The sequence below is a fragment of the Vibrio panuliri genome (genome assembly GCF_009938205.1).
In the GTDB taxonomy this organism is placed as follows: Bacteria; Pseudomonadota; Gammaproteobacteria; order Enterobacterales; family Vibrionaceae; genus Vibrio; species Vibrio panuliri.
The window spans coordinates 2,769,407-2,788,644 of the sequence record NZ_AP019654.1 but is presented as its reverse complement, the minus strand read 5'-3'; the positions used below and the strand labels follow the sequence as shown (position 1 = coordinate 2,788,644).

The window sequence follows — 19,238 nt, the reverse complement described above, 5'->3', positions numbered from 1 at the left end:
TAAATATTAAGCACAAAGCAATCTCACCATAATTTTCACTCTTATGGTGCAGGCTTTTTCGTGCCAAAAATAAGGATGGACACTATGAAGCTTTATGATTCGATATTAGGATTTGTCGAAAAACATATAGCACCCTTGGCAATAAAAGTGGGTAACCAACCCCATGTAAGAGCAATGCGTGATGGTTTTATCGTCGCAATGCCTTTTATTATCGTCGGTAGTTTTATATTGATTTTCGCCTTCCCACCATTTGACCCAGATACGCAGAATGCATTTGGACGCGCGTGGTTAGATTTTGCCTCTACTCATTTTGATACCATTATGATGCCGTTCAATATGACGATGGGCATTATGACGATTTTCATCTCCTTGGGCGTGGCCTACAGCTTAGCTAAAGCCTACAAGATGGATGGTATTACAAGTGCTGCGCTTTCACTGATGTGCTACTTACTCGTGGCATCACCACTTAAAGATGGTGGACTGCCAACCCAACATATGGGTGGTACAGGTGTGTTTACTGGCGTGCTGTGTGGTTTCTTTGCGGTTGAACTATACCGATTTATGAAAAAGAACAATATTACCATTCGTATGCCTGAGCAGGTTCCACCGGCTATTGCGCGCTCATTCGAAGTACTGTTGCCAGTTCTCGCTGTGTTTGTCACGCTCTATCCTCTGAGTATTTTTGTGCAAGCGCAATTTGGCATGTTGATCCCTGACTTGATTCTGGAAGCGTTTAAGCCTTTGGTCAGTGCATCAAATTCTCTACCAGCGATTCTTGGCGCTCTTCTCTTGTGTCAACTACTTTGGTTTGCGGGTATTCATGGTGCGGCAATTGTGGTTGGTTTGCTATCGCCAATCTTCCTTACCAACATTGGTGCGAACACCGCAGCCTTTATTGCGGGTGAACCTATTCCAAACGTGTTCACTCAACCTTTCTGGGACTTCTACATTTTCATCGGTGGTTCGGGTGCAACTTTGGCCTTAGTACTGTTGATGGCATTTAGTCGCTCAGCTCACTTGAAGAGTATTGGTCGAATGAGTGTGGTGCCTGGTTTCTTCCAGATCAACGAACCGGTTATTTTTGGTACACCTTTAGTTTTAAACCCAACATTGTTCCTGCCATTTGTTTTGGTACCGATGCTTAATGCAACCATCGCTTACTTTGCTGTGCACATGGGATTTGTAGGGATGGGGGTTGCAACCACACCATGGACAACACCTGCCATTATTGGTGCATCGTGGGGTAGCGGTTGGACATTCGCACCGGTATTACTGGTTATTGCATTGATTATTTTAGATATCTTCTTGTACCTACCATTCTTCAAGATGTTTGAGAAACAGATTCTTGAGGAAGAAGAAGGTGCAACAAAAGACAAGCCAGCAGAGCAAGAAGTGTCAGGTCAAGGCGTAACAGCATAATTAAAATTTTAGTTTTATTTTTCGGGAGGAAACATGGACCAAGAAATGGTTGTGATGGAAATTATCTGTAATGCAGGTGAAGCACGAAGCCTATGTTATGAAGCGCTGAAGTTAGCTCGACAAGATGATTTCGACCAAGCACAAGAAAAACTAGCACTTGGAAAAGAGTGTTTAAATAAAGCGCACTTGATGCAGACTCAGCTAATTGAAGCAGACGAAGGTCAAGGTAAAGTGCCAATGACTTTGGTTATGGTGCATGCGCAAGATCACCTCATGACAACCATTCTTGCCCACGAACTGGCGACGGAAATCGTCGCCTTACATCAAAAGTCTGTTGGATAGTGGAGTGGTAATATGGCAAGAGGTGCACTAAAGCTCGCCATCATAGGCGGTGGTAGTAGTTACACACCTGAGCTTATTGAAGGTGTCATTAAGCGTCGCGAGTTTTTGCCTGTACGAGAAATTCACTTAGTGGATATTGACGCAGGTAAAGAAAAACTCGAGATAATTCACGCGTTGGCGACGCGTATGGTTAACAAAGTTGGCGCGGATATTATTGTCAAAGCCAGTACAGATCGCCGTGAGGCTATCAAAGGGGCTGACTTTGTAATGACGCAGTTTCGTGTCGGAGGTTTAAAAGCTCGCGCCAGTGACGAGCGTATTCCGCTTAAGTACGATGTTATTGGTCAAGAGACAACCGGGCCAGGAGGTTTCGCCAAAGCGTTAAGAACCATTCCTGTTATTCTTGATATCTGTCGAGATATTGAGGAACTGGCGCCAAATGCTTGGATGTTAAACTTTACTAATCCGGCAGGTTTGGTTTCCGAGGCAGTCAACAAGCATACCAAAGTAAAGAGCATTGGTTTATGTAACGTTCCTGTATCAATGCGTATGATGGTTGCTGAAATGATGGCGTGTGAACCGCAAGAACTTCAGCTAGAGTTTGCCGGGCTAAACCATTTAGTGTGGGTACATAAAGCGTGGTTAAATGGTGAGGACATTACCGAAACTGTCATCGAAAAAGTGGGTGATGGTGCCAACTTCAGTATGAAGAATATTTTTGAAGAGCCGTGGGATCCGGACTTCCTAAAAGCCTTGGGTGCCATTCCATGTCCGTACCATCGTTACTTCTATCAAACAGATGCGATGCTAGCGGAAGAAAAGGAGAGTGCGACAGAAAAAGGTACGCGTGCTGAACAGGTTATGGTGACGGAGGAAGCGCTGTTTGAGCTCTATCGAGATGTGAATCTTGATGTTAAGCCAAAAGAGCTTGAGGAGCGAGGTGGTGCTTATTATTCAGATGCATCACTTAACTTAGTCGATGCCATCTATAACAACCGCAACGGAATCCATGTCGTTAATGTTCCAAATAACGGCGCGATTAACACACTTCCCGATGATGCAGTCATTGAGTGTAGTGCTGTTGTGGGCAACTGGGGGGCGAAGCCTGTATCAGTTGGTCAACTTTCAGCAAACGTACTGGGCTTGCTTCATCAAGTTAAAGCTTATGAGCAGTTAACTATTGATGCTGCTGTGTTTGGTGATTACGACAAAGCTTTGATGGCATTGGCGAATAATCCATTGGTTCCGGATATAAAACGTGCCAAGGCGATCCTGAACGATATTTTACGTGAAAACGCAGAGTATCTACCTCAGTTTAGGCTTACTACGCTGTAGCGTAATAATTAGGAAACGTAGTTGGGGAAAAGATGAAAGTTATTTTTAATGCTGACGACTTTGGTTTAACGGAAGGGGTGAACAATGGAGTGGCTGCCGCTTTCCGTCATGGCGTTGTTCGTTCTACAACCTTTATGGTTGATATGCCAGGAGAAAAGCATGCGGTAAAGTTGGCTGCTAGTATGCCTGACCTGAAAATCGGACTGCATCTGCGATTTACCGCAGGTAAGCCGCTAACAAATGGTCGTACAATCGTTGATGAGCATGGTCTTTTCCCCGCGATTCCTAAATTTTGGCAAAAGCGCGATTTTGACCCAGACGAAATCCACGCTGAAGTTGTCGCTCAAGTTGAGCACTACTTAGCGCTTGGATTGACCTTGAGTCATATTGATGGTCATCATCATGCCCACACGCATCCACAAATTGCTCCAGTCGTGATGCGTGTTGCAAAGCATTATGGTGTGCCATTGCGTGGTATTGGTTTGGTTAACGACCAAGAAAGCACGGTGCGCTATCAATTCACCGAAAAATTTTATGATGATAAAACCACAGTGAAAGATGCTGTCGCGTTAATGTTAGAGTATCAAAAGGAATGTGATGTCTTGGAGGTGATGTGCCATCCAGCTCAGGTCGATGCCCAACTAAGAGCAATGAGTAGTTATCTTGCTCCGAGGGAGCAAGAACTGCAAACCTTAACCTCAGAAGAGTTCATCTCATTCTTAGTCGAGCGTGATATCCAAGTCACGGATTACTCTGCTCTTACTTATTCGTAGCACTATCTCTGTGTATCATAACTGCTGTCAGTTTCATTTCCCCCTAACGTTTAGTTACTGGCAGCTTTTTTTCTCTTTCACTCATTTTTCATGAAGGTTATATGGCTAGAATCAAAGATGTTGCGGCGCTTGCGGGCGTAAACCGTTCAACAGTTTCAAGAATCATTAATGGTGAGGGGAAATTTAAAGAGGAAACGCGTAAGAAAGTTGAACAGGCAATGGCCGAGTTAAACTACCGTCCTAGCGCGATAGCTCGCTCTTTAGCGACATCTTCAAGCAATATGATGGGGTTACTGGTTACCTACTACACGGGTGGCTTTTTTGGCGCAATGATGGAGCAGGTTCAAAGTGAACTTGATCTACACGCTAAATTCTTAATTACAGCTCAGGGGCATCACTCTAAACAGGGGGAGCGAGATGCGATAGAGCGTTTTCATGATTTACGTTGTGATGGCTATATTCTTCATAGCCGCCATTTAAGTGATGACGATTTAGTTGAACTTGCCAAGCAACACCCTCCATTCGTATTGTTAGACCGAGTCGTTCCAAGCCTTGAGGAGCGCTGCATTGGTTTTAACCACCATACTGCAAGTTCAATGGCAGTTACTCATTTATTGCAGCAGAATCATCGATTAATTGGTTGTATTACCGGGCCGACATGTCGTGAGAATAGTTTGCAGCGTAAGCAAGGTTATCTCGATACAATGTCTCAAGCAGGTATTGTCGTCAACGAGTCATGGTGTGAAGAGGGAAACTATGGGGCTCGAAGTGGCTATGAGGCGACTGAGAAGTTGCTTGAACGACACCCCGAACTGACCGCCATTTTTTCTTGTAGCGAAGAAATGACGGTGGGGGCCATGCAGTATTTGCATGAGCAAGGTCTTAAGGTGCCAGAAGATATTTCTATTGTCAGTTTTGATAGTGTCGAGCGGTGCAAGGAGCTATACCCAGCCGTGACATCCGTTTGTTTCCCAATTAACGATATGGCTCAGTCTGCGGTACAGGTTTTGATGGATTTACTCGCGGGTAATGGCAAAAAGCACACACATGAGTTTACCCCGCAACTAGTCGTGGGTAAGGCTGATCGCTATTTGAGTTAGGACTAAAGTCCTAATTACTTCTACTGAGAGTTAGCTATCCTTATTTAAAACAACGAGTTTGAGGGAAGCTATGTATCAGTTAACACCATATCTTTTTTTTGCAGGGCGCTGCGAAGAAGCGTTAGAGTTCTATACCCGTTGTTTTGAAGGCGTGGTTTTAACCAAGCAGTACTTTCGCGATGCGCCCCAACCCATCGAGGGGGCAAACCCCAATTGGATCATGCACTCTGAGATTGAAGCTTTTGGTCTTAAGTTGATGTTGTCAGACGGTATGGTCGTTAATGAGGTCGCGGGTAATAATGTCGCACTGTCCATAGTGATGGATAATCTCGACGAACAAGCGCGCTTGTTTGATAAGCTTTCCCATGGTGGACACATCATGATGCCACTTGCTGATACTTTTTGGGGGGCAAGATTTGGGAAAGTAGAGGATCAGTTTGGTGTGCGTTGGATGCTCCATTGTGACCACTAATTTATGGAATAAACCGACTTTTCGTCTCACTTATAAGATATAGAGATGAATTTAGTCAGTCGATAACCTAGAATGTGCCACGTTTTGGTTGATGGATAGTTTTACAAGCGTGGCAAGTATCAAGATCACGGTCGATCGTATTCAACCTGGCTTGCATGTCAGATTGCCAGTCAAATGGAACGATCACCCTTTCCTTTTTAATAGCTTCAAAATCAAAAGTCATGAACAAGTGCGAATCATTCGTCACTTGGGAATTAAGTACGTCTACGTAAACATGCAGCAAAGCGATACGGATCCTCTTCCTGTCCAAGAGGTCGTAGAGGCTATTGAAGCAGAAACCAATGAAGCAATGGATAAGCGTGCCAATCAATTGTGGGAAGAGAAACTTCAGCGCATTGAGACAATGAGTGCTTATCGTAGACGCGTAGTTGACTGTGAGAAAGAGTTTGAGCGCTCCCTTGCCCGAATGCGAGCAGTGATGACCAAGATTCGTAATCGACCTGAACAGGCGGTTAATGAAGCGACACTGCTAGTTGAAGACATTGTTGACAGACTGCTATCCGACGAAGATGTCACGTTACATATGATGAACGGCAAAAGTGAGTTTGAAGATATTTATTTTCATTCGCTTAACGTAGCGGTTTTATCCATGTTGATTGGTAAAGCCAAGAAGATGAATGCCGAAGCGATTAAGCAGTTGGCATTTGCGGCTCTATTTCATGATATGGGTAAAGTCAAAATACCCACAGCTATCTTACGCAAGACCACTCCTCTTACAGAACCAGAAAGCAATTATCTGAAATTGCATACCAAGTATGGCCTGGAGTTGGCTCAACATATTGAGAGTTTTCCAGAAAGCGCATTAACTGTCATCGCGAACCATCACGAGTTAATTGATGGCTCAGGGTATCCGGCGGGTTTGAAAGGGGATCAGATAGACTGTTTTACACAGATTGTTGCAGTAGCAAATGCTTACGACACGCTTTGCCATAACCAAGTTGTCGCAAAGCAAAAAATCCCGTACATCGCATTGTCTCATTTATATAAGAACTGCAAGCATCTCTATAACAGTGAGAATCTGAGCATATTAATTAAGTTTATGGGGGTCTATCCACCGGGTACGGTTGTTCAACTGTCGAATAATATGGTGGGTATGGTGATTTCGGTTAACTCAGCGAATCTACTTTACCCTAATGTACTGGTTTACGATCCATCTGTGCCAAGAGCACAGGCACCAATTATCGACCTCGCGCAAAAAGAGATAAAGATAGTTAACGCAGTTTTACCCAATAAACTGCCTGATAAAGTAAAAGAGTACCTAAATCCTCGAGCGAGAATTTCATATTTCTTTGATAGCGAAGATTAGTTATACACAGGATTTTGTGCATAAGCACTGAGTAACCTGAGGTTAATGTGGGTGTAAACTAGTTGCTGTTTAACTATTGCTCAGTTAAGCATTTTTTGTGGAAAAAAATGCAAATAGGGCTTGCCAATAAATTTAAGCTCCCTATAATGCGCTTCCACTGACAGGGCAGACGCCACAAGGCTTCAGCGATAGTCAGGGAAGTGAAAGCTTCTGAGAAAATAAATTGAAAAAAGTATTTGACTCTTTCAATTATCTCGTTAGAATTCACCTCCGCTTTGAGAGAAACTTTCAAAGCAAGCTCTTTAAAAATTCAAACCTATCAATCTGTGTGGGCACTCGTTGATGATAATCCAAATTAGAAGCTTAGGCTTCAAATTAGATTTCAATGAAACGAAGTGACCATTGCTAGAAATAGCAGCACAGTCAATTCAAACATTACTATGTAATGTTCAGTATTCATTGAGTCGAACAAAATCTTAAATTGAAGAGTTTGATCATGGCTCAGATTGAACGCTGGCGGCAGGCCTAACACATGCAAGTCGAGCGGCAGCGACATAAACAATCCTTCGGGTGCGTCTATGGGCGGCGAGCGGCGGACGGGTGAGTAATGCCTAGGAAATTGCCCTGATGTGGGGGATAACCATTGGAAACGATGGCTAATACCGCATAATGCCTACGGGCCAAAGAGGGGGACCTTCGGGCCTCTCGCGTCAGGATATGCCTAGGTGGGATTAGCTAGTTGGTGAGGTAAGGGCTCACCAAGGCGACGATCCCTAGCTGGTCTGAGAGGATGATCAGCCACACTGGAACTGAGACACGGTCCAGACTCCTACGGGAGGCAGCAGTGGGGAATATTGCACAATGGGCGCAAGCCTGATGCAGCCATGCCGCGTGTATGAAGAAGGCCTTCGGGTTGTAAAGTACTTTCAGTCGTGAGGAAGGTTCATGCGTTAATAGCGTATGGATTTGACGTTAGCGACAGAAGAAGCACCGGCTAACTCCGTGCCAGCAGCCGCGGTAATACGGAGGGTGCGAGCGTTAATCGGAATTACTGGGCGTAAAGCGCATGCAGGTGGTTAGTTAAGTCAGATGTGAAAGCCCGGGGCTCAACCTCGGAATTGCATTTGAAACTGGCTGACTAGAGTACTGTAGAGGGGGTAGAATTTCAGGTGTAGCGGTGAAATGCGTAGAGATCTGAAGGAATACCGGTGGCGAAGGCGGCCCCCCGGACAGATACTGACACTCAGATGCGAAAGCGTGGGGAGCAAACAGGATTAGATACCCTGGTAGTCCACGCCGTAAACGATGTCTACTTGGAGGTTGTGGCCTTGAGCCGTGGCTTTCGGAGCTAACGCGTTAAGTAGACCGCCGGGAGTACGGTCGCAAGATTAAAACTCAAATGAATTGACGGGGGCCCGCACAAGCGGTGGAGCATGTGGTTTAATTCGATGCAACGCGAAGAACCTTACCTACTCTTGACATCCATAGAACTTAGCAGAGATGCTTTGGTGCCTTCGGGAACTATGAGACAGGTGCTGCATGGCTGTCGTCAGCTCGTGTTGTGAAATGTTGGGTTAAGTCCCGCAACGAGCGCAACCCTTATCCTTGTTTGCCAGCGAGTAATGTCGGGAACTCCAGGGAGACTGCCGGTGATAAACCGGAGGAAGGTGGGGACGACGTCAAGTCATCATGGCCCTTACGAGTAGGGCTACACACGTGCTACAATGGCGTATACAGAGGGCTGCCAACTTGCGAAAGTGAGCGAATCCCAAAAAGTGCGTCGTAGTCCGGATTGGAGTCTGCAACTCGACTCCATGAAGTCGGAATCGCTAGTAATCGTGGATCAGAATGCCACGGTGAATACGTTCCCGGGCCTTGTACACACCGCCCGTCACACCATGGGAGTGGGCTGCAAAAGAAGTGGGTAGTTTAACCTTCGGGAGGACGCTCACCACTTTGTGGTTCATGACTGGGGTGAAGTCGTAACAAGGTAGCGCTAGGGGAACCTGGCGCTGGATCACCTCCTTATACGATGATTATTGCGATGAGTGTTCACACAGATTGATACGGTTTGTAATTAAGAGACGATACTGGGTCTGTAGCTCAGGTGGTTAGAGCGTTCGCCTGATAAGCGAGAGGTCGGTGGTTCGAGTCCACTCAGACCCACCAATTCCCATCCCAAGGAATTGGCACACAGTATCAACACCTGATGGGGCTATAGCTCAGCTGGGAGAGCGCCTGCCTTGCACGCAGGAGGTCTGCGGTTCGATCCCGCATAGCTCCACCATCTCTAAGCACATTTGATTAAGTGTTCTTAAAAATGGTTTCTTTCTTTAAGTAGAAAGTAAAATCTAGCTCTTTAACAATTTGGGAAAGCTGACAAAACAACAATTTATTGTTGTTTGTAAAGTTCTCAAAGTATTCATTTATTGAATACACAAAAACACATTCAAGTGTTCTTGGCTTTTGTTTTCGCTTTTAGAAAGCAAAAGAAATATTTGAGTCCGGCAAAATCGAGTCTGCATCATGTATAAAAATTGCAGACAACTTTGGTGATTTGAACATCAACTCGAAACTCCTTCGGGTTGTATGGTTAAGTGACTAAGCGTACACGGTGGATGCCTTGGCAGTCAGAGGCGATGAAGGACGTATTAACTTGCGATAAGCCCAGATTAGGCAGTAAAAGCCACTTGAGTCTGGGATTTCCGAATGGGGAAACCCACTTACATAAGTAAGTATCGTTATGTGAATACATAGCATAACGAGGCGAAACCGGGGGAACTGAAACATCTAAGTACCCCGAGGAAAAGAAATCAACCGAGATTCCGAAAGTAGCGGCGAGCGAAATTGGACTAGCCCTTAAGCTTTATACACGTTAGACGAACGGTCTGGAAAGTCCGACGATACAGGGTGATAGTCCCGTAGTTGACGATGTGTGTTCAGTGAAATCGAGTAGGGCGGGACACGTGTTATCCTGTCTGAATATGGGGGACCATCCTCCAAGGCTAAATACTACTGACTGACCGATAGTGAACCAGTACCGTGAGGGAAAGGCGAAAAAGAACCCCTGTGAGGGGAGTGAAATAGAACCTGAAACCGTGTACGTACAAGCAGTAGGAGCAGGCTTGTCCTGTGACTGCGTACCTTTTGTATAATGGGTCAGCGACTTATATTCAGTGGCAAGGTTAACCATCTAGGGGAGCCGTAGGGAAACCGAGTCTTAACTGGGCGTTCAGTCTCTGGATATAGACCCGAAACCAGGTGATCTAGCCATGGGCAGGTTGAAGGTTGAGTAACATCAACTGGAGGACCGAACCGACTAATGTTGAAAAATTAGCGGATGACTTGTGGCTAGGGGTGAAAGGCCAATCAAACCCCGGAGATAGCTGGTTCTCCCCGAAAGCTATTTAGGTAGCGCCTCGGACGAATACTACTGGGGGTAGAGCACTGTTAAGGCTAGGGGGTCATCCCGACTTACCAACCCTTTGCAAACTCCGAATACCAGTAAGTACTATCCGGGAGACACACGGCGGGTGCTAACGTCCGTCGTGGAGAGGGAAACAACCCAGACCGCCAGCTAAGGTCCCAAATTATAGCTAAGTGGGAAACGATGTGGGAAGGCTTAGACAGCTAGGATGTTGGCTTAGAAGCAGCCATCATTTAAAGAAAGCGTAATAGCTCACTAGTCGAGTCGGCCTGCGCGGAAGATGTAACGGGGCTAAGCTATAAACCGAAGCTGCGGCAATAACTTTTAGTTATTGGGTAGGGGAGCGTTCTGTAAGCCGTTGAAGGTGTGTTGTAAAGCATGCTGGAGGTATCAGAAGTGCGAATGCTGACATGAGTAACGATAAAGGGGTGAAAAACCTCCTCGCCGGAAGACCAAGGGTTCCTGTCCAACGTTAATCGGGGCAGGGTAAGTCGACCCCTAAGGCGAGGCCGAAAGGCGTAGTCGATGGGAAACGGGTTAATATTCCCGTACTTCTTACAATTGCGATGGGGGGACGGAGAAGGCTAGGTGGGCCCTGGCGACGGTTGTCCGGTTCAAGTGCGTAGGCTTAAGAGTTAGGTAAATCCGGCTCTTTTTTAAGGCTGAGACACGACGTCGAGCTACTACGGTAGTGAAGTCATTGATGCCATGCTTCCGGGAAAAGCCTCTAAGCTTCAGATTGTAAGGAATCGTACCCCAAACCGACACAGGTGGTCGGGTAGAGAATACCAAGGCGCTTGAGAGAACTCGGGTGAAGGAACTAGGCAAAATGGTACCGTAACTTCGGGAGAAGGTACGCTCTTGACGGTGAAGTCCCTTGCGGATGGAGCTATTGAGAGTCGCAGATACCAGGTGGCTGCAACTGTTTATTAAAAACACAGCACTGTGCAAAATCGTAAGATGACGTATACGGTGTGACGCCTGCCCGGTGCCGGAAGGTTAATTGATGGGGTTAGACTTAGGTCGAAGCTCTTGATCGAAGCCCCGGTAAACGGCGGCCGTAACTATAACGGTCCTAAGGTAGCGAAATTCCTTGTCGGGTAAGTTCCGACCTGCACGAATGGCGTAATGATGGCCACGCTGTCTCCACCCGAGACTCAGTGAAATTGAAATCGCTGTGAAGATGCAGTGTACCCGCGGCTAGACGGAAAGACCCCGTGAACCTTTACTACAGCTTGGCACTGAACATTGACCCTACATGTGTAGGATAGGTGGGAGGCTTTGAAGCACGTACGCCAGTATGTGTGGAGCCGTCCTTGAAATACCACCCTTGTAGTGTTGATGTTCTAACGTCGACCCCTAATCGGGGTTACGGACAGTGCCCGGTGGGTAGTTTGACTGGGGCGGTCTCCTCCCAAAGAGTAACGGAGGAGCACGAAGGTGGGCTAAACACGGTTGGACATCGTGTGGTTAGTGCAATGGCATAAGCCCGCTTAACTGCGAGAATGACAATTCGAGCAGGTACGAAAGTAGGTCATAGTGATCCGGTGGTTCTGTATGGAAGGGCCATCGCTCAACGGATAAAAAGGTACTCCGGGGATAACAGGCTGATACCGCCCAAGAGTTCATATCGACGGCGGTGTTTGGCACCTCGATGTCGGCTCATCACATCCCGGGGCTGAAGTCGGTCCCAAGGGTATGGCTGTTCGCCATTTAAAGTGGTACGCGAGCTGGGTTTAGAACGTCGTGAGACAGTTCGGTCCCTATCTGCCGTGGGCGTTGGAGAATTGAAAGGGGCTGCTCCTAGTACGAGAGGACCGGAGTGGACGAACCTCTGGTGTTCGGGTTGTGTCGCCAGACGCATTGCCCGGTAGCTAAGTTCGGAATCGATAACCGCTGAAAGCATCTAAGCGGGAAGCGAGCCTTGAGATGAGTTCTCCCTGATACTTTAAGTATCCTAAAGGGTTGTCGGAGACTACGACGTTGATAGGTCAGGTGTGTAAGTGCTGTGAGGCATTGAGCTAACTGATACTAATTGCCCGTGAGGCTTAACCATACAACACCCAAGGGGTTTTGATGGACTCAAAGAAAGAACAAAACTTGATTGTGTAGAGAACACAAAAACAGCTTTCCGAATTAAAGAATTTTGCTTGGCGACCATAGCGATTTGGACCCACCTGATTTCCATGCCGAACTCAGAAGTGAAACGAATTAGCGCCGATGGTAGTGTGGGGCTTCCCCATGTGAGAGTAGGACATCGCCAGGCTTTAATTTTGGTTTTTGCCTTTTTAAAGGTGAAGACAACAGTTAAAAAAGCCCGTTTGCAAGAACGGGCTTTTTTAGTCCCCTAGGACACAGATTTTGTGTGCTGATATAGCTCAGTCGGTAGAGCGCATCCTTGGTAAGGATGAGGTCCCCAGTTCGATTCTGGGTATCAGCACCAGTTACAAAAAAGAATTTTCTTGGCGACCATAGCGCTTTGGACCCACCTGATTCCATGCCGAACTCAGAAGTGAAACGAAGTAGCGCCGATGGTAGTGTGGGGCTTCCCCATGTGAGAGTAGGACATCGCCAGGTAATATTTTAGAGCCCCGACCTTTTGGTCGGGGCTTTCTCGTTTTAGCGAGTTAAAATTTGGAAAGGTAGAGTGTGTTTGCGAAACGTCGCACCGCCCATGTGAGAGTAGGACATCGCCAGGTAATATTTTAGAGCCCTGACCTTTTGGTCGGGGCTTTCTCGTTTTAGTGAGTTAGAACTTGGAAAGGTAGAGTGTGTTTGCGAAACGTCGAAGTGTCGAACCATCGCACCGCCCATGTGAGAGTAGGACATCGCCAGGTAATATTTTAGAGCCCTGGACTAGGCGTCCCCACCATTAGGTCGGGGCTTTTTCGTTTTAGTCGTTAACGTTTTTCGTTCAGCGACCAGTTGTATTCATAATCAATGCTGTCAGGTGCGTTTGTTAGACTTGGTCGATACTTTTCTATATGCGCCCTTACTCCACCATCAATTGCGAAGTCCTTACCAAACCAATCATAAATTGAAGAGATGACTAACTTGTTGCCTTCAACCTGAGCGCCTTTATTACTGTTGATAAAGCTTATTGCGGCACTCTCAAGTAATTGCTCAGTGTTATCGGCGCTAAACGCTTGTTGTTGTAGGTTAGGGCAACCTAAACTGGCACAGTTAACCGCGTAATGAGTGCGGGGCTCTTGCCAGATAGGGCGCAAAATTCGATGCTCAATATCATTAAGGGTGATCGTTTTACCGTTGATGGTAATCACATCTTCGTCCCAAGGTCCGAAGCTAAATAGACCACCCAACTTGGTGATAGAACTCACTGGGTATGCTTCTAAGATAAGATCAACGGTAATCGCATTATAGAGATTAACCCAATAGGCATACTGTTCATCTTTCGAGTATTGCAGTGGGTTTACTTGGGCCATTTGGTTTAAGTAGTTGTCGAGCTTTGCATTATCTTCTTGCGTAACTGCTTTGTACGCAAAAAGGTTGTGTTCACCTTGTTCAGAGATATAGCGATTGAGGAGCTCTTGCCAAGCTTGATGGGAGATCTCGGTAGAATTGCTTTCATTACTTTGTTGCCAATAACTCCAAAGTTTCGCCTCTGGTGCGGCGTACAGTGGTAGTGAAAATAGCGCAAGGGTGACAATAGCGAATCTAGGCATCGATATTACTCTATGTTTTGAACACGTTATCTATTAGACCTATACCAAGAAACAAATATTTCAAATGAGATAAAAAAGGTTGGCGATTGCCAACCTTTAGAGGTATTTTTTAAGCTAAAAAGCTCGGGATTTTACTCTCATACTCAGCGATCTTCTCTTCATGCTGCAGGGTTAGTCCAATATTGTCTAAACCATTGAGCAAGCAGTGACGACGAAAGCTATCGATTTCAAAACCGTACTCTTTGCCATTTGCTCTAACCACGTTGGCTTCCAGATCCACTTCTACTTGCGCACCCTCGGTGGCGTCAACAAATTGGAAAATCTCATCGACCTCTTGCTCGGTTAGGCGCACCGGTACCATTTGGTTGTTGATTGAGTTACCGTAGAAGATATCGGCAAAGCTTGGGGCGATCATCGCCTTAATACCGTAGTCAGCGAGCGCCCAAGGGGCGTGTTCACGAGAAGAACCACAGCCGAAGTTTTCACGGGCAAGTAAAATTGAAGCGCCTTGATAGCGTGGTGCATTCATTACAAATTCAGGGTTTGGCTGTTCACCCGCGTCATCAAGAAAACGCCAGTCATGAAATAGGTGTTTACCAAAACCTAAGCGCGATACTTTCTGTAGAAATTGCTTTGGGATGATGGCATCGGTATCGACGTTGGCTGCATCCAATGGGACAACCAAACCAGTATGTTGTTTAAAACCTGACATGTTTGATTCTCCTTAGTCCAATTCACGAATATCAACAAAGTGACCCGCAATCGCAGCGGCAGCGGCCATCGCAGGGCTCACTAGATGGGTACGACCATCACGCCCTTGTCGACCTTCAAAGTTGCGGTTTGAGGTGGAAGCACAGCGCTCATGAGGCCCCAAGCGGTCGTTATTCATTGCCAAACACATTGAGCATCCTGGTAAGCGCCATTCAAAACCAGCGTCTTTAAAGATGGTATCTAGACCTTCCGCTTCCGCTTGCGCTTTAACTTGTTCTGAACCTGGCACGATCAGCGCTTGAACATGAGAGGCGACTTTACGCCCTTTTGCTACCGCGGCGGCGGCACGCATATCTTCAATGCGTGAATTGGTGCAAGAGCCAACAAACACTTTATCGACAGAGTAGTCAGACAGGGATTTACCCGCTTCCAAACCCATGTAAGCCAGTGCTTTTTCAGCTGAAGCTTTTTCAACTGGATCAGTAAAACTTGTTGGCGCGGGAATCGGTGCATCTACTGCGATAACTTGACCCGGGTTGGTTCCCCAAGTGACTTGAGGTTTGATATCGGCAGCTTGCAAAGTGACGACCGCATCATATTCAGCATCTTCATCAGTGCGTAGGGTTTGCCAGTACTCAACCGCAGCATCCCAATCTGCTCCAGTTGGTGCAAATTTACGCCCTTTAACGTAGTCAAAGGTGGTTTCATCCGGTGCAATCAGGCCCGCTTTTGCGCCCAGTTCGATCGCCATATTACATACAGTCATACGGCCTTCCATGGTTAAGTCACGAATTGCTTCACCACAGAACTCAACCACATAGCCTGTACCGCCAGCGGCTGTTGTTTCACCGATAATCGCCAACACGATATCTTTCGCCGTAATACCCGGAGCAACTTTGCCTTGTACCTCGATTTTCATGGTTTTGGCACGAGCTTGTTTTAGCGTCTGTGTTGCTAGTACATGCTCAACTTCTGATGTACCGATACCAAATGCCAGTGAACCAAAAGCTCCGTGTGTGGCGGTGTGTGAGTCACCGCAGACGATAGTCATACCTGGCAGAGTAATGCCTAGCTCTGGTCCCATGACATGCACAATGCCTTGGTATTTATGATTGATATCGTAAAGGGTAACGCCAAACTCTTCGCAGTTTTTAGACAGCGTTTCCATCTGGATACGCGCCATTTCACCGGAAGCATTAATATCTTTGGTTGTGGTTGATACGTTGTGGTCCATAGTGGCAAAGGTCTTGCTCACTTGACGTACTTTACGTCCTTTCTCGCGTAGCCCATCAAATGCTTGTGGTGAGGTCACCTCATGCACTAAATGTCGGTCGATATACAAAATCGGGTTTTCACCCTCCGCTGCGACAGCAACGTGTGCGTCGTAGACTTTTTGATATAATGTTTTGCCCATTTATTTTTCCCCGTCGTCCTTGTCACTGCAACCGCGTTAGCTCTTTTAATCCTTCCGGTCATTGAGTGTGCTCAGCTCCCGGGTTTGATTGATATCGCTGCCTTGTTGCAGCACCAATGACTTAGAGGAAATGTCTAAGGCATTGGCTTCAGTGTATTGTCTAACGACTTTAATTATTCTGTTGTGTTTGATTATGAATTTAGAATGTAGCTTGCGATCTTATCGCCCATCTCAGAGGTCGACAGCGCCGGTTTATTGCCAGCGAGATCTGCGGTGAGTTCACCTGCTGCTAGGGCTTTGCTTACCGCTGCTTCAATATCTTGAGCTGCGGCTTCTTCACCTAAGCTGTAACGTAGCATCAGTGCTGCAGATAGGATTTGCGCGACTGGGTTAGCGATATTTTTGCCTGCGATATCAGGTGCGCTGCCGCCAGCAGGCTCGTACAAACCGAACTTACTTTCGTTTAGAGAGGCCGAGGGAAGCATACCCATTGAGCCAGTGATCATTGCACACTCATCGGAAATGATGTCACCAAAGATGTTGGAACATAGCATCACATCGAATTGCGCAGGATCTTTGATAAGCTGCATCGTCGCGTTGTCGATGTACATATGTGAAAGCTCGATATCCGGGTAATCTTTGGCGATTTCTTCAACCACTTCACGCCATAGAATAGAGCTTTGTAGTACGTTAGCTTTATCGATTGAGCAGACTTTTTTACGACGTAGGCGAGCAGATTCGAAAGCAATCTTTGCGATGCGCTCAATTTCAAAACGATGATAAACCTCGGTATCAAAGGCTTTTTCATTTGCCCCTTCGCCTTCACGCCCTTTAGGTTGGCCGAAATAAATACCACCGGTTAGCTCACGTACCACGACAATATCAAAACCACGTTCAGATATGTCAGCGCGTAAAGGTGAGAAGGCTTCTAGGCCCGAATGGATTTGTGCCGGGCGCAGATTACAAAATAGCTGGAAGTGTTTACGCAGAGGTAGCAGGGCGCCACGCTCAGGTTGATCATTGGGTGGCAGATGCTCCCATTTCGGCCCACCGACAGAACCAAATAGGACTGCGTCGGCTGCTTCACTGGCTTTGACCGTACTGTCAGGTAGAGGTGTGCCATGGTTATCAATTGCTATCCCGCCCACATCGTGCGCTTCGCGTTCGAAATGAATGGCATGTTTCTTTTCGATGGCATCAAGCACTTTATTAGCTTGTACCATTACTTCTGGGCCAATCCCATCGCCAGCTAGTACTGCGATCTTGTATCTCTTGTCTGTCATGGTCGTCCTTTAACTTTTTTGCGTTGTGCTGCTTTTTTAATTTATTCAAACACCGCTATAGGCAGTGTTTGTTTGTCACCCTATACAGTGGCAATCTTCTTTTGCTTCATTTGTTCAATTTCATCTGCACGATGGATACTGTTGATTACGTGCAGCAATGCTTGTCCTGAAGCTTCGACGATGTCGGTCGAGACACCAGTACCATGGTACTTACGCCCTTTATAGTTAGCGATGATGTCGGCTTGACCCAAACCATCTTCACCTTCGCCTTTGGCGGTTAGATCGAACTTATCCAAAACAATGTCGTAACCCGTCACGCGGTAAATGCATTGGTAAAGGGCATCGACGGGGCCATTGCCTACCGCGGCTTCGCTCTTCTCGGTATCACCACATTGAATTTTGATACTGGTTGTCGCCATCACGCTACCTGACTGAACGCTTAGATAGTTCAATTTATAGAAGTCATCTTCTTCACGCAGGTTAGAGAAGTGCATTAGCGCTTCTAGGTCGTAATCAAAGACTTGTCCTTTACGGTCTGCTAGTTTCAAGAAGTCTGCATACAGGGCATCTAAATTGTACTCATCTTCCTTATAGCCCATGCCATCCATATGGCTTTTAACAGCAGCGCGACCACTGCGAGAGGTTAGATTAAGGGCTTGGTTTTTAAGACCAATTGACTCTGGCGTCATGATCTCATAGGTATTTTTGTTTTTAAGCATGCCATCTTGGTGAATTCCAGATGAGTGACTAAAAGCGTTGGCACCCACAATGGCTTTGTTGCTTTGAATAGGCATGTTACATAGCTGGCTGACGAGCTTGCTGGTGCGATGAATTTCATCATGTTTTAGACCGGTATGAACCCCTAGCAACTCTTGGCGAGTTTTGATGATCATCGCAATCTCTTCCAACGAGCAGTTACCCGCACGCTCACCAATACCATTGATGGTTCCCTCTACCTGACGAGCCCCCGCTTGAACTGCAGCGATAGAGTTTGCAACCGACATCCCTAAGTCATCATGGCAATGCACGGAAATGATTGCTTTGTCGATGTTCGGAACACGATTAAATAGAGTCGCGATGATGCCGCCAAACTCATTTGGAACAGTGTAACCGACGGTATCAGGGATGTTCACAGTAGTTGCGCCTGCGTTGATCGCCGCTTCGACCATGCGACAAAGATTATCGATTGGTGTTCGACCAGCATCTTCACACGAAAACTCAACGTCATCCGTATATTGGCGAGCGTGTTTGACGGCTTTGACGCCCATCTCAACGACGTCATCGTAACTGCGTCTTAGCTTGTCTTGTACATGTACAGTAGAGGTAGAAATAAAGGTATGTATGCGAAAAGCATCGGCGACTTTTAATGCTTCTGCCGCGGCATCGATGTCTTTAGGCACTGCACGAGATAATGCACAAACTCGGCTATTTTTGATATTACGTGCGATAGTTTGCACGGACTCGAAATCACCCGGTGAGGAGACAGGAAAACCGGCTTCAATCACATCAACACCAAGACGCTCTAAGGCATAGGCGATTTGCAGTTTCTCTTTTACCGTCAAACTGGCTGACAATGCCTGTTCGCCATCACGTAAAGTGGTATCGAAGACGATGACTTGATCGTTCATAATTGCTTCCTTATCCGTCGTTTATCCGCTTGCTACGGGGATTTAAACGTTTACTTCCTGTATTTGAACATAAAAAAACCCGCAATCTGTTGCGGGTTTTTTGTAATTCCGTGTGGTTATTTCTCTTCCACAGCCTACCCGCGCGATGTGTTCACGATCAGGAGGAGGCTCAGCAGAATAGAGAAATGCATTGTCATTGTTAACTACTTCCTATGAGAGTTAATGAATCCACATATTTAAGTTAATAGAATTAGTACCGTACTCAGCATGATGAGTCAACCGTAA

At 46.5% G+C, this 19,238-nt stretch carries 12 protein-coding genes, 3 tRNA genes and 4 rRNA genes; 14 read left to right on the top strand and 5 right to left on the bottom strand.

Annotated elements, in window-relative coordinates:
- Nucleotides 1-84 precede the first annotated feature (84 nt).
- The 14 genes from GZK95_RS12660 (at nucleotide 85) to rrf (GZK95_RS12595) (ending at nucleotide 12,811) form a co-directional block, all read left to right on the top strand.
- Entirely contained in the window at nucleotides 85-1,419 is a 1,335-nt protein-coding gene (locus GZK95_RS12660; protein ID WP_075709052.1) for a PTS sugar transporter subunit IIC, read from the top strand.
- A gap of 33 nt (nucleotides 1,420-1,452) precedes the next feature.
- Entirely contained in the window at nucleotides 1,453-1,761 is a 309-nt protein-coding gene (locus GZK95_RS12655) for a PTS lactose/cellobiose transporter subunit IIA (RefSeq protein ID WP_075709053.1), read from the top strand.
- Between the two features lie 12 nt (nucleotides 1,762-1,773).
- A complete protein-coding gene (locus GZK95_RS12650) occupies nucleotides 1,774-3,096 on the top strand; it encodes a 6-phospho-beta-glucosidase (RefSeq protein WP_075716029.1) in 1,323 nt (440 codons plus the stop codon).
- A gap of 32 nt (nucleotides 3,097-3,128) precedes the next feature.
- On the top strand, nucleotides 3,129-3,869 hold the full coding sequence (gene chbG / locus GZK95_RS12645; RefSeq protein WP_075716030.1) for a chitin disaccharide deacetylase: 741 nt from the start codon (nucleotides 3,129-3,131) through the stop codon (nucleotides 3,867-3,869).
- Nucleotides 3,870-3,970: 101 nt separating this feature from the next.
- Complete coding sequence (locus tag GZK95_RS12640) at nucleotides 3,971-4,969, top strand: LacI family DNA-binding transcriptional regulator (protein ID WP_075716031.1); 999 nt, start codon at nucleotides 3,971-3,973, stop codon at nucleotides 4,967-4,969.
- A 70-nt stretch (nucleotides 4,970-5,039) separates the two neighbouring features.
- A complete protein-coding gene (locus GZK95_RS12635) occupies nucleotides 5,040-5,441 on the top strand; it encodes a VOC family protein (protein WP_075709057.1) in 402 nt (133 codons plus the stop codon).
- A gap of 109 nt (nucleotides 5,442-5,550) precedes the next feature.
- Nucleotides 5,551-6,807: an HD-GYP domain-containing protein gene (locus GZK95_RS12630; protein WP_075709059.1), complete on the top strand. Its 1,257-nt coding sequence runs from the start codon at nucleotides 5,551-5,553 to the stop codon at nucleotides 6,805-6,807.
- 478 nt (nucleotides 6,808-7,285) lie between these two features.
- A 16S ribosomal RNA gene (locus GZK95_RS12625) occupies nucleotides 7,286-8,835 on the top strand.
- Nucleotides 8,836-8,899: 64 nt separating this feature from the next.
- Nucleotides 8,900-8,976 (top strand) — tRNA-Ile (locus GZK95_RS12620).
- 42 nt (nucleotides 8,977-9,018) lie between these two features.
- Nucleotides 9,019-9,094: transfer RNA gene (locus tag GZK95_RS12615), tRNA-Ala, on the top strand.
- Between the two features lie 304 nt (nucleotides 9,095-9,398).
- Nucleotides 9,399-12,290: ribosomal RNA gene (locus tag GZK95_RS12610) — 23S ribosomal RNA — on the top strand.
- A 93-nt stretch (nucleotides 12,291-12,383) separates the two neighbouring features.
- Nucleotides 12,384-12,500: ribosomal RNA gene (rrf, locus tag GZK95_RS12605) — 5S ribosomal RNA — on the top strand.
- A gap of 101 nt (nucleotides 12,501-12,601) precedes the next feature.
- Nucleotides 12,602-12,677: transfer RNA gene (locus GZK95_RS12600), tRNA-Thr, on the top strand.
- 18 nt (nucleotides 12,678-12,695) lie between these two features.
- Nucleotides 12,696-12,811, top strand: a 5S ribosomal RNA gene (rrf, locus tag GZK95_RS12595).
- The 16S, 23S and 5S rRNA genes sit together here with 3 tRNA genes alongside, the layout of an rRNA operon.
- Nucleotides 12,812-13,134: 323 nt before the next feature.
- Here rrf (GZK95_RS12595) and GZK95_RS12590 read toward each other — a convergent pair.
- The 5 genes from GZK95_RS12590 to leuA all read right to left on the bottom strand — a co-directional run bounded on the left by GZK95_RS12590 (nucleotide 13,135) and on the right by leuA (nucleotide 18,953).
- Nucleotides 13,135-13,917 carry a DUF547 domain-containing protein gene (locus GZK95_RS12590; RefSeq protein ID WP_075708877.1) on the bottom strand — a complete coding sequence of 261 codons (783 nt, stop codon included), beginning with the start codon at nucleotides 13,915-13,917 and terminating at the stop codon, nucleotides 13,135-13,137.
- A gap of 109 nt (nucleotides 13,918-14,026) precedes the next feature.
- Nucleotides 14,027-14,629, bottom strand: coding sequence for a 3-isopropylmalate dehydratase small subunit (leuD, locus tag GZK95_RS12585; protein ID WP_075713407.1), 603 nt, complete (start codon nucleotides 14,627-14,629; stop codon nucleotides 14,027-14,029).
- Nucleotides 14,630-14,641: 12 nt separating this feature from the next.
- Nucleotides 14,642-16,042: a 3-isopropylmalate dehydratase large subunit gene (gene leuC / locus GZK95_RS12580; protein WP_075708916.1), complete on the bottom strand. Its 1,401-nt coding sequence runs from the start codon at nucleotides 16,040-16,042 to the stop codon at nucleotides 14,642-14,644.
- Nucleotides 16,043-16,233: 191 nt separating this feature from the next.
- Entirely contained in the window at nucleotides 16,234-17,325 is a 1,092-nt protein-coding gene (gene leuB, locus GZK95_RS12575) for a 3-isopropylmalate dehydrogenase (protein ID WP_075713409.1), read from the bottom strand.
- Between the two features lie 80 nt (nucleotides 17,326-17,405).
- Nucleotides 17,406-18,953, bottom strand: coding sequence for a 2-isopropylmalate synthase (gene leuA / locus GZK95_RS12570; protein ID WP_075708880.1), 1,548 nt, complete (start codon nucleotides 18,951-18,953; stop codon nucleotides 17,406-17,408).
- Nucleotides 18,954-19,238: the final 285 nt, after the last annotated feature.

Coding starts and splice junctions, on each gene's coding strand:
- GZK95_RS12650 (WP_075716029.1), top strand. CDS start 1,774: ATGGCAAGAGGTGCACTAAAGCTCGCCATCATAGGCGGTGGTAGTAGT.
- GZK95_RS12660 (WP_075709052.1), top strand. CDS start 85: ATGAAGCTTTATGATTCGATATTAGGATTTGTCGAAAAACATATAGCA.
- GZK95_RS12640 (WP_075716031.1), top strand. CDS start 3,971: ATGGCTAGAATCAAAGATGTTGCGGCGCTTGCGGGCGTAAACCGTTCA.
- chbG (WP_075716030.1), top strand. CDS start 3,129: ATGAAAGTTATTTTTAATGCTGACGACTTTGGTTTAACGGAAGGGGTG.
- GZK95_RS12655 (WP_075709053.1), top strand. CDS start 1,453: ATGGACCAAGAAATGGTTGTGATGGAAATTATCTGTAATGCAGGTGAA.
- leuC (WP_075708916.1), bottom strand. CDS start 16,042: ATGGGCAAAACATTATATCAAAAAGTCTACGACGCACACGTTGCTGTC.
- GZK95_RS12635 (WP_075709057.1), top strand. CDS start 5,040: ATGTATCAGTTAACACCATATCTTTTTTTTGCAGGGCGCTGCGAAGAA.
- GZK95_RS12590 (WP_075708877.1), bottom strand. CDS start 13,917: ATGCCTAGATTCGCTATTGTCACCCTTGCGCTATTTTCACTACCACTG.
- leuA (WP_075708880.1), bottom strand. CDS start 18,953: ATGAACGATCAAGTCATCGTCTTCGATACCACTTTACGTGATGGCGAA.
- leuD (WP_075713407.1), bottom strand. CDS start 14,629: ATGTCAGGTTTTAAACAACATACTGGTTTGGTTGTCCCATTGGATGCA.
- leuB (WP_075713409.1), bottom strand. CDS start 17,325: ATGACAGACAAGAGATACAAGATCGCAGTACTAGCTGGCGATGGGATT.